This window comes from Streptomyces phyllanthi (assembly GCF_009377205.1).
Classification (GTDB): Bacteria; Actinomycetota; Actinomycetes; order Streptomycetales; family Streptomycetaceae; genus Streptomyces; species Streptomyces phyllanthi.
Genome location: NZ_VJZE01000345.1, coordinates 1 through 10,061, shown reverse-complemented (window position 1 = coordinate 10,061; position 10,061 = coordinate 1). Strand labels below are relative to the sequence as shown.

Below are 10,061 nucleotides of genomic sequence, written 5' to 3'. Positions count from 1 at the left end.
AGAGACAGCCCGGACGGCCCTCCGTCCGGAGGATGGCCGACCATGAACAGCATCGAGTTCCTGCACTACCCGCGTCCCGAGGGCGCCGGTGACCTTCTGTGGGGCTTTCGCATCGATGGCGCGGACCTTCGCGTGCACGCCGCCCACGCGACCCGCGCCCTGTGGCGCCGGGAGTGCGAGGTGGAGTCCCCGGAGGAGGAGGGGCGCTTCCTGCGCGCCCAGCACGACGGGCTGGGTACGGATGAAGTCGGCGACCCCGTACGCCACTTCCTCGGGGATCCGGCCCCGGAGTTCGCCGGTTCCGTCAGGGGTGCCGTCCCGGTGCTCGGCTGTTCCTGCGGCCTCTGGGGCTGCTGGCCGCTGCGGACGCTCATCACCGTCACCCCGGCGGCCGTCACCTGGTCGTCCTTCCGGCAGCCCTACCGTGAGCAGTGGGGTGAACTCCCCATGGGGCCGTACGTCTTCACGCGCACGCTCTACGAGGCCGCGCTCGCCGAACCGGTCCTGCTGGCCGAGGATCCGCTGGGCCCGGCCATCCTGCCGGAATGACCGGTTCCGTACTGTGCCGAAACTGTGATCCGGACTTGAACTACTCATGAGTATCCCAAGGTTGACAGCGCTTTCCGGGGTGATCGACGATGTGCGCACGCTGTGGCTCAAGTGACCAGTGAGCACGGCGTTCCTCCAACCACCTCCACCCTGGCGCGGCCCGGCGGCTGCTTCGTGCTGCCCGCCCGCTGCCGTGCGCCATGGGTCCCGCCATTCAAGATGGGATCTGCATGTCCATAGCGAGACGTGTCACCGTGAGCCGCCTGCTGGGGACAGGTGCCGCCGCGCTGGCCCTCACCGCCGTCACGACCGGAGCCGCCTGGGCGACCGGGGCGCCCGGCGGCGACGGCTGGGGCAGCAAGACGTACGCGCCCGGCAAGGGCGCGGGCACGGTGACCGAGACCGATCGCTGCCAGTTCTCCCTCGACGGGACGAACTTCCACGACTCGGTCAAGGTCGACGACCAGAACCTCAAGCCCACCGACGACGGCAAGGTCCACATCAAGGTCCGCACCGCCGGTGACGCCACCACCTGCACGGCCTCGCTCGCCTCGTATCTGGCCCACGGCCCGACGTTCGCGACCTCCGGCGTGCAGGTCTTCGTCGACTTCGACACGGTCACGGTCAAGCCCGGCCAGACCGACTCGCTGGACATCTCGGTGCCCGACGCGGGCTGCTACGCGCAGATCGACCTGTACCGCGGGGCCGTGAAGTTCGACGGCAGGCCGGACGCGAACGACGGCTTCGAACACGGTGACCTGCCCAAGGGCCCGGACCGCCCGGTCATCAAGGACAAGCTGATCGCGGCCTGGAACGGCGGTACGAAGGACTGCACGCCCGCGGACAACCCGCCGCCGGCCGAGAACCCGCCGCCGTCCTCCACGACCCCGACGCCGACGCCCTCCTCCAAGACCCCGGGCAAGGAGACGCCGTCGGAGCCGGACGAGCCGAAGACCGGGACCTCGACGACCCCGGCCGGGCCCACCCCGAACGGCGGCACGTCCACCCCGCCCGGTGACCTCGCGGAGACCGGTGGCGGCAACACGATCCCGATCGCCGTCGGCGCGGCCGCGCTCCTCGCGGCGGGCGGAGGCATCTTCGTGGTGACGCGCCGCCGTGCGGCGGCGGGGAACCGCTCCTGACGCGTCGTCTGCCCGTGACCGAGGCCCCGGCGCTCCTGTACCAGGGGGCGCCGGGGCCTCGGCGTGTCCTTCGGTCCGCCTTCAATCCGCCTTCAATCCGCCTTCGGTCCGCCTTCGGGTCCTGTGGCGTGGGTCACGATTAATCAAGTTTGAGTAGGGTGTGAGGGAGGCATATCCTCAGTCGTCAGGCGAGTAGTCAAACTTGATGAATGTGAGAGCGGCTGAGAGGAGCCCGTATGACCCACCTGCCCGACACCGGATACGTCCCCACCGACGAGGACCGCGCGAGCCTGGACGCCTGGTTCGCGGAGTACGACGCGGCGAGCGCGAAGCGCGACATCGAGCGCATGGCCGACATGGCGGTGTTCCCGCTCAACCTCGTGAGCGACGACTCGGCGGGCGACGGCCGTGCGGCGCAGTGGGACCGCGAGCGGTTCGTCGCCACGATGACGGGGGTGATGGGGGAGGGCGGCGAGGACATCTCGTTCGAGTCCACGCGTACGCCGGTCTTCCTGTCGCCCGCCATGGCCGTGGTCTTCACCGACTCGGTGATGACGACGGCCGGACACACCCAGCAGCTCCGGTACGCCGACATCCTGGTCCGGCGGGGCGGGACGTGGGCGTTCCAGACGATGCTGCAGAGCGGCTGGGGCGACAACCTGTAGTCCGGGGTGAGCAACGGCCCGATCCCGTACGTACTCCTGTAAAGAGCTCTTGGAGACGTACGACCGACACGGAGACGGCACGTGCTGAGGAAGCAGCGACTGGTGCGCGGGGCCGTGGCCGTGGCGGGGCTGGCGGCCCTGTCACTGGTCGCGGGCTGCGGTGGCGGGGACGACACGGGGACGGGCGGAAAGCCGTCCAGGACGCCGGAGGCGTCGAACGCCGCCGTGGTGGCCCCGGCGAAGGTCGAGGTGATCGCGTCCCTCACCGGGTGCGAGGTGAAGATCCGTACCGAGGCGGACGAACTCCGCGAGGGCGTGTGCAAGACCGACGAGGGCAACTACCTCATCACGACCTTCCCCGAGGAGAAGTTCAAGCTGACCTGGCTGGACTCCGCGTCCATCTACGGAGGCAAGTACCTCGTCGGGCCGCGCTGGGCCATCGGCACCGCCGAGCCCGAGCTGCTGACGTCGCTGCGGAAGAAGGTCGGCGGCACGATCCAGGACCTGGGCGGCTCGAAGGGGGCTCCGAACCTCCCGTAGCCGCCGGGTGGTCACAACTCCTTGAGCGCGTCCAGCGTGATGTCGACGTCGATGTCGTAGGGCGTGGTGAGCTGGAGCTTGTCGTGGTGGATGCCGGTCAGGGCGTAGTTCTTGTTCACCGGGTCGATCTCGTAGACACGTACCACCGGGTGTTGATTGCCCTCAGCCATCTCGACCAGCCAGAAGTGCGGGATGCCCGCGGCGGCGTACTTGAGGGGCTTGGTGTCGTAGTCGCGGGCTTCGGAGTCGGGGGAGACGACCTCGACGGCGAGCACCACGTCCTCGGCCAGGAACCGCGTCTGCTCCAGACCGGTGACGGCTTCCGCACGGACGACGCTGACATCGGGTTCGGGGCCGTTGCGGCGGTCCAGGACCACCGTCATTTCGCGAACGACCTTCACGCCCCCGGGGGCAGTGCGGCGCAGGCCGGTGACCAGAAGGTCGATCATGCGGCTGTGGAAGATCCGCTGCGGACTCACGAAGACCAGGCTCCCGTCGATCAACTCGGTGTGCGGCGGGAGGTCGGGCAGCGTGAACAGGTGGTCCACGGTGTATCCGTCGTGCGGTGGTACGGGCCAACGGGTGCCGGGCGTGTCGCCGGGCGCGTCGGCGGGCTCGGGGGTCGGCTCGGCGATCGGCTCGGCGGTCATGGTGATTCCTCCCATGGGCGGGATTCTCGGCCTGCACATCAACCGTAGCCGCCGGAATCCGCCGACGTCATCACAAAGGGTGACCGGCGTGACGTGCCGGGCCGGGCCGGCCACTGTGCCCGGAGGCGGGCTCAGCCCTTCACGGCCGAGCTCGCCACCCCCTGCACGAACCAGCGCTGGAAGAAGGCGAAGACCACCAGGACCGGGAGCACCAGGAGTACGCCGAAGGCCAGGATCTGGCCCCAGTCCGGGGGCTGCTGGCCCTGGAAGACGCTCATCTCCAGGGGAAGGGGGCGTACCGAGGGGTCGGAGACCATCAGGACCGGCCAGAGGAACGAGCCCCACTGGGTGAGGAACGTCAGGATCGCCACCGAGGCGAACACCGGCTTCGACATCGGGATGATGATCGCGAAGAAGGTGCGCCACGGACCCGCCCCGTCCAGCCGGGCCGCCTCCTCGATGCTCGGAGGGATCGTGCGGAAGAACGTGTGGAACTGGTAGACGGCGAAGGCGTTGGCGATGAAGGGGACCGCCTGGATGAAGAGGGTGTTGCGCTGGTCGTTGAGCATGTAGAAGAGCGGCACCGCCACCGACTCGAACGGGACCAGCATCAGCAGGAGGACCAGGGTGAAGACGGCCTCCCTGCCCCGCCACTTCAGCCGGGAAAGCCCGTACGCCGCCATCGAGTTGACGAACAGGCCGCCTGTCACGACCACGAACGCCAGCAGCAGTGAGACGCCCATGAACTGCCAGAAGTAGCCGGTGCTGTCCGAGTTCAGGTTGTCCAGGACCGCGGAGTAGTTGTCGAAGGACAGGTTGGTCGGGAGGAACCCGGACAGGCCGTTCAGGACCTCGTCGGACGGCTTGAGGCTGCCGAGGAGCAGGTACAGGACGGGGAGGGCGAAGACGAACGCCAGGACGGAGAGGACCACGTAGTCGAGCGCACGGCGCAGCGGCGTACGGGTCAGGCCGGTGCGCGTGCCCGTGCTCGCGCCCATGTTCGTGCTCGTGCTCGTGTTCGTGCTCATGATCAGTCCTCGTTGTCGGTGCGGACGACGCGGCGCTGGACGAGGGTCAGGACCACGACGATCAGGAAGAAGACGACCGTGATCGCGGACGCCTGGCCGATGTTGTTCTGGTCGAAGGCGGTGGTGACGGCCTGGTACATCACGGTGCGGGTGGCGTCCTCGTCCAGGCCGCCGCCGCGGATCAGGACGTACACCTGGTCGAAGACCCGGAACGACAGCACCGACGTGAGCAGCGCGACGAACACGAGGGTGCCCCGGATGCCGGGCAGCGTGACATGGCGGAACTGCTGCCAGCGGGAGGCCCGGTCGAGCTGGGCGGCCTCGTACAGCTCCGTGGGGATCTGCTGGAGGCCGGCGAGCAGGATGACCATCTGGAAGCCGACGCCCTGCCACACCGACAGCACGATGATCGAGGCCATCGCGGTGGCTCCGTCACCGAGCCAGTCGAAGGCGCCCCAGTTGCCGAAACTCAGCGCGTCCAGCAGGGAGTTGAGCATGCCCTGCTCGCTCCGGGCGAGGATCAGCCGCCAGATCACGGCGACCAGCGCCATGGGGAAGACGACCGGCATGAAGAAGAAGGACCGGAACACGCCGATCGCCTTCAGCTTGCGGTTCAGCAGCACCGCGAGCGCGAGGGCGAGGCCCGTCTGCAGGGGTACGACGACCAGGGCGAAGGTCAGGTTGTTCAGCAGCGCCCGCAGGAACGGGCCGGACAGATCGGGGTCGGTGAACAGCCGCCGGTACTGCTCCACTCCGAAGAAGGTGGGCTCCAGCGGAGAGCCGAGGCGCACGTTGTAGAAGGAGAGCACCACGGCGTAGCCGAACGGGATGCCGACGAAGGCGATGAGCCCGCCGACCGAGGGCAGGGACATGAGCAGCCCGTGCAGCCAGTCGCGGTTCTTCCGCCCCGTACGCGCCGGTCGTGAGGGCTTCGCAGAGGCCGCGGACGGGGCCTGTCCCCGGTCGGAGTCGGGGACGGGGTCGGAGCCGGTGGAGTGCGCGGGTTCCACGGTTTTCACGGTTGGGTCCTCTTCCCGGCGGGACGGGCGGGCAGGTGCGCACGCGCCCGCCCCGCCGATGGGTTGAGCGTGATGACGGGATCGCCGGGGAGGGGCTACGGGATCTCGTAGCCGGCGTTGTCCGAGAAGTCCCGGTCGATGGCGCGGGCGGCCTTGGCCAGGGCGGTCTTCGGGTCGGCGCCGCCGTAGATCGAGCTCAGGGCCTCGCTGAACTTCGCGGTCACGACCGGGTATCCGGCGGTCACCGGGCGGGTGACGGCCACACAGGACTTGTTGATCCGGGTGTCACCGCAGGGCTTGGCGAGCTGGTCGGCGAAGAGCTGGAGCGGGCCGCCCTCCTTGTAGAGGTCGCTCGCGGCGAGCGCCGACGTGGTGGCGGGCGGGGCGCCGTTGGCCTTCGTCAGCGCGGTGACGCTGTCGTCGGCGAGCAGGTGGTCGAGGAAGGCGCCCGCGGCCTTGCCGTTCTTGCTGTTGGCGCCGATGCCCCAGGCCCACGAACCCTGGCCGGTCTTGGGGCCGTTGCCGAAGTCGGGCAGCGGCAGCACCACGAGGTCGTCGCCGAGGGCCTCGCTGTAGGCGGGGTACATCCAGTGGCCGACCCAGCTCAGCGGGACACGGCCCTTGGCGAAGGCGTTGCCGTCGGTGTTGGGGTCGACATACGGCTTCCAGGACTGGAAGGTCTTCATCGCCGACACCACGGCGGGCGAGTCGACGGCCCCCTCCGCCTTGCCGTCCTCGAGCAGCGAACCGCCGGCGGACCACACGATCGGGGAGAACCCGTAGGTGCCCCACTCGGTGGCGTACCCGTTGGCCTCCTGGAGGTCGAGCACCTTGCCGTCGGAGTCCTTGGCCTTGAGCGTCTTGAGCGCGGCGGTGAACTCGTCGGCCGACCAGGCGTCCGAGAGGCCCTTCGGGTACTTCACCCCGGCCGCGTCCAGCAGCTTCTTGTTGCCGTAGACGCCGAGCCCGGAGTCGTACACGCCGAGGCCGTACTGCTTGCCGTCGACCTCGCCCTGCGCCTTGCTGGCCTCGGTGGCGTTGGCGAGGGTCTTGGTGGAGACGTACTCGTCCATCGGGGCGAGCTTGCCGTTGTAGACGAAGTTCGCCATGGTCGGGCCGTCGAACTCCAGGACGTCCGGCAGCTTGGACGCGTCCGTGGTGGTGATGGTCTTGGTGTAGTCCTGGTCCGGTATCAGCTTCAGCTCGACCTTGATCTCGTCCTGTGACGAGTTGAAGGACTTCACCGCGCTCTGCAGCGCGTCGGCCTCGCTCTTCTGACCCTGGTGGGCCCAGACGCTGATGGTGCCCTTGCCGCTGCCGCCTTCGGCGGAGGCCCCGGTACCGCCGCCTCCCCCGCCGCACGCGGCCAGCGCCGCCAGGGGGAGGACGAGGGCCAGGCCCGTACGGGCCGCGGGACGGTACCTGCTGGGCCTTGGAGTTCCGGCGATCATGGTTGGCGCCTCCGTGCGTCGGTGCGGTGGTGAGGGTTTTGGCGGTTGTGCGGTCTGTGCGGTCTGTGGGGGCCGTGGGGGCCGTCGGGTCACTGCGGTCCCCGCGGGTTGGGCGGGGCCGTCGTCTCGCGCAGGACGAGACGGATGGGCATCCGCACCTTGTCGGCGGGCCGTTCGGCGTCCGGCTCGTCCAGCTGCCGCAGCAGCAGCCGGGCCGCCTCGGCGCCCTGGCCCGCGACCGGCTGGGAGACGGTGGTCAGTCCGACGACCTCGGCGAGTTCGTGGTCGTCGAAGCCGACGACCGACACGTCGTCCGGGACCGTGAGCCGGTGGCGGCGCAGGGCGCGCATCGCGCCCATCGCCATCTCGTCGGACTGTGCGAACACGGCGGTGGGCGGCCGGGAGGTGGCCAGCAGCGCGGTCATGGCGCGCTCGCCGCCCTCCACGGTGTAGCCGCCGTCCGCCTCCAGGGCCGGGTCGTGCTCGATCCCGGCCTCGGCGAGCACGTCCAGGTATGCCTGACGGCGGTCGATGGGGGTGGTCCACTGGAGGGGGCCGCTGGCTCCGGAGATCATGCCGATCCTGCGGTGTCCCAGGTTCACCAGGTGCCGTACGGCGCTCTCGGCGCCCGCCCGGTCGTCGATCCCGACCACGGTGAAGCCGTCCCGGGCACCGCCCACGGTGCCGGCCAGCGGCACCCCGAGGGAGCGCAGCGCGGCGGTCTCGGCCGGGTCGGGGATGAGCAGGGAGAGCACCGCGTCCACCCGCTTGCGCACCGGCAGACTGGTGAAGAAGCGCTTGCGGGCGTCCGGGGAGCCCAGGTTGTAGAGCAGTACGTCGTACCCGGCGGCGCTGAAGACCTGCTCGGCGGCGTCCAGCACGGTGCCGAAGAACCAGCGGCCGATGTACGGGGCGACCACCCCGATGGTGTAGGTGCGCCCGCTGGCCAGGCTGGAGGCCGACCGCGAGGCGATGTAGCCGAGCTGCGCGGCGACGGCCGCGATCTGCGCCCGCACCTCCTCGGACACGCCCGGCCGGCCGCGCAGTGCGCGGGACACGGTGGACGCCGAGACTCCGGCGGCGCGGGCGACATCGGTGATGCTGACCGTCACGGCGCGGTCCCTCCCATCGGTATCGGGGTTGTCGGTGGTTCTCGTTGGTTGGCAGTGGTTGCCGGTGGCTGTGGTGAGCGGGGCTCACGCGGGTGGCGCGGGTGTGCTGCGTCACATTCCTGCGTGGGTGCGCCGAGGCGCATTCACGTGGGTGAGCCAAGGCGCGTTCACATGGGCGTGCCAGGGCGCATTCACGTGGGCGTGCTGAGGCGTGTTCACGTGGATGTGACGTGCGAGTGACGTGACCGTAGACCCGCCCTCGTTGTTGCGCAAGCGTTTGCGTTCAGTTTTACTGGGGCCGCTTCTTGAGATAGGTCTTCTTGACCGATGGTCAGCGCATGCGTTTGCGCGCTGTGAGCGACAGGAACTGTGCATGCGATACGCCCCGCCCGGCCTCTGCGTGAACGACTTCGCCCTGCTCCGCGACGGCGACGGCACGTACGCGGTCCTGCATCTCCAGGGCCCCTGGACCGCCGAGTTCGACCATCTGCGGATGGAGACCTCGTACGGCCGGGCCACCTCCACCGACCTGGTCCACTGGCAGCCCCAGGGCACCGCCTTCGGCAACGGCCTGCCCGGCCGCTTCGACCAGCAGGCGGTGTGGACGATGCACCCGTTTCCGTACCGAGCCGGGATGGCGATGTTCTACACGGGGGTGAGCGGACTGACGCCGGACGGCTGGCCGCTCCAGGCCGTCGGGCTCGCGTACTCGGACCGTACGGACGGCACGGGCTGGCGCCGCCACGGGACCGGGCCGGTCGTCGAGGCCGATCCGCGCTGGTACCGCACGGGTGAACGGATGGGCTGGCGCGATCCGTTCGTCGTACGCGACGACGAGTCGGACGGCTGGGTCATGGTGGTCTGCGCGAGTGACGCGTCGCTGCCGGTCGAGGTCAGCGGCTGTGTGGCCCTGGCCACGTCCGACGACCTGGAGCACTGGACGGTCCACCCGCCGCTTCTCTCGCCGGGCGACGTGGACGAGTTGGAGTGCCCGGTCCTGGAGCGGCTGGACGACGGGAGCTGGCTGCTGCTCGGCTCGATCGGCCAGACCCGCGGCTTCGAGGCGTGGACGGCACCTCGGCTGAGGGGTCCGTGGACCCGCCACGGGCAGCTCGGTCCGACCGGTGCGTACGCCCCGCGCGTCATCCCCGCGCCCGACGGCTCCCGCGTCGTGCTGCACACCACGCCCCGCCGCGTGGGCCTCACCGACTCGGGCGAGCGCTGCCGCGGGATGCTGGCGCAGCCCAAGTCGTTGGTGACGGGGGACGGTTCGGCACCTCGGCTGGAGTGGTGGCCGGGCCTGAACGCATGGCTCGGCGAGGAGACCGGCCAGGCCGGTCAGGTGGCCCCACCGGTGCCGCACGCGGTCGGGGACGTCACGCTGTCCGGCCGTGTCGAGGTCGTCCTGCGCACCGAGAGCCCTGAGGGCGGCCGTCCGATGCTCGCCGTCGGCTGCGACGGCAAGCGCCTGTGGGCCACGGGCCCCGACGGCACCCGCCTCGACGAGACAGTCCTGACCGAACCCGCGGCCACCCTGCGCATCCTCACGGTCGGTGAGTACGTCGAGGTGTACGCCGACGGGGTCTTCGCGCTGACGACGCTCTGCTACTCGGGGTACGCGGCGCGCTGGACGGCCGTCACGGAGGGAGCCGCCGACCCGGTCCCCGTACCGGTACGCCCGGTCCGGTTGCCGGATCCGGGACGTGACGACGCGTCGGCGGTGTGGCCCGGGGTGACGGGGAGTTGAGGGGTCCCTGTCGGCCCGGTGGCTTTACAGCGCGGGGGCTGTAGGGCTTCGGGTACCTGCGGGGGACTCCGGCGCTTCGGCGTTTCGGTGTCTGGGGGGATTTCCGGTGCTCGGGTGCTCGCGGGGGTTCTTCGGTGCTTCGGGGGCTGCGGGGGTTC

General features: G+C 70.1%; 10 protein-coding genes. 5 read left to right on the top strand and 5 right to left on the bottom strand.

Annotated features, from left to right (window positions below; all coding sequences use genetic code 11):
* The first annotated feature begins 42 nt into the window (after positions 1-42).
* The 4 genes from FNH04_RS33515 to FNH04_RS33500 all read left to right on the top strand — a co-directional run bounded on the left by FNH04_RS33515 (position 43) and on the right by FNH04_RS33500 (position 2,896).
* The gene (locus FNH04_RS33515; protein WP_152789612.1) at positions 43-549 is read left to right on the top strand and encodes a hypothetical protein; all 507 of its coding nucleotides are present in this window, start codon (positions 43-45) and stop codon (positions 547-549) included.
* 230 nt (positions 550-779) lie between these two features.
* Positions 780-1,691, top strand: a complete 912-nt coding sequence (locus tag FNH04_RS33510) for an LAETG motif-containing sortase-dependent surface protein (RefSeq protein WP_152789611.1) — start codon at positions 780-782, stop codon at positions 1,689-1,691.
* A 236-nt stretch (positions 1,692-1,927) separates the two neighbouring features.
* Entirely contained in the window at positions 1,928-2,356 is a 429-nt protein-coding gene (locus tag FNH04_RS33505) for a DUF4440 domain-containing protein (RefSeq protein WP_152789610.1), read from the top strand.
* A gap of 81 nt (positions 2,357-2,437) precedes the next feature.
* The gene (locus FNH04_RS33500; RefSeq protein ID WP_322724600.1) at positions 2,438-2,896 is read left to right on the top strand and encodes a hypothetical protein; all 459 of its coding nucleotides are present in this window, start codon (positions 2,438-2,440) and stop codon (positions 2,894-2,896) included.
* 11 nt (positions 2,897-2,907) lie between these two features.
* Here the strand turns inward: FNH04_RS33500 and FNH04_RS33495 are convergent, their stop codons facing one another.
* From FNH04_RS33495 to FNH04_RS33475, 5 genes are all read right to left on the bottom strand, one after another.
* Positions 2,908-3,546: a Uma2 family endonuclease gene (locus FNH04_RS33495; RefSeq protein WP_152789614.1), complete on the bottom strand. Its 639-nt coding sequence runs from the start codon at positions 3,544-3,546 to the stop codon at positions 2,908-2,910.
* Positions 3,547-3,677: 131 nt separating this feature from the next.
* Positions 3,678-4,574: a carbohydrate ABC transporter permease gene (locus FNH04_RS33490; protein WP_152789609.1), complete on the bottom strand. Its 897-nt coding sequence runs from the start codon at positions 4,572-4,574 to the stop codon at positions 3,678-3,680.
* A gap of 2 nt (positions 4,575-4,576) precedes the next feature.
* Positions 4,577-5,593 carry a carbohydrate ABC transporter permease gene (locus FNH04_RS33485; protein WP_322724597.1) on the bottom strand — a complete coding sequence of 339 codons (1,017 nt, stop codon included), beginning with the start codon at positions 5,591-5,593 and terminating at the stop codon, positions 4,577-4,579.
* 95 nt (positions 5,594-5,688) lie between these two features.
* On the bottom strand, positions 5,689-7,044 hold the full coding sequence (locus FNH04_RS33480; RefSeq protein ID WP_152789608.1) for an ABC transporter substrate-binding protein: 1,356 nt from the start codon (positions 7,042-7,044) through the stop codon (positions 5,689-5,691).
* 89 nt (positions 7,045-7,133) lie between these two features.
* Positions 7,134-8,156 carry a LacI family DNA-binding transcriptional regulator gene (locus FNH04_RS33475; RefSeq protein ID WP_322724596.1) on the bottom strand — a complete coding sequence of 341 codons (1,023 nt, stop codon included), beginning with the start codon at positions 8,154-8,156 and terminating at the stop codon, positions 7,134-7,136.
* Between the two features lie 373 nt (positions 8,157-8,529).
* Between FNH04_RS33475 and FNH04_RS33470 the strand changes: the two genes are divergently transcribed.
* Positions 8,530-9,903, top strand: coding sequence for a glycoside hydrolase family protein (locus tag FNH04_RS33470; RefSeq protein ID WP_152789607.1), 1,374 nt, complete (start codon positions 8,530-8,532; stop codon positions 9,901-9,903).
* Positions 9,904-10,061 lie beyond the last annotated feature (158 nt).

Coding starts and splice junctions, on each gene's coding strand:
- FNH04_RS33470 (WP_152789607.1), top strand. CDS start 8,530: ATGCGATACGCCCCGCCCGGCCTCTGCGTGAACGACTTCGCCCTGCTC.
- FNH04_RS33490 (WP_152789609.1), bottom strand. CDS start 4,574: ATGAGCACGAACACGAGCACGAGCACGAACATGGGCGCGAGCACGGGC.
- FNH04_RS33505 (WP_152789610.1), top strand. CDS start 1,928: ATGACCCACCTGCCCGACACCGGATACGTCCCCACCGACGAGGACCGC.
- FNH04_RS33510 (WP_152789611.1), top strand. CDS start 780: ATGTCCATAGCGAGACGTGTCACCGTGAGCCGCCTGCTGGGGACAGGT.
- FNH04_RS33495 (WP_152789614.1), bottom strand. CDS start 3,546: ATGACCGCCGAGCCGATCGCCGAGCCGACCCCCGAGCCCGCCGACGCG.
- FNH04_RS33515 (WP_152789612.1), top strand. CDS start 43: ATGAACAGCATCGAGTTCCTGCACTACCCGCGTCCCGAGGGCGCCGGT.
- FNH04_RS33480 (WP_152789608.1), bottom strand. CDS start 7,044: ATGATCGCCGGAACTCCAAGGCCCAGCAGGTACCGTCCCGCGGCCCGT.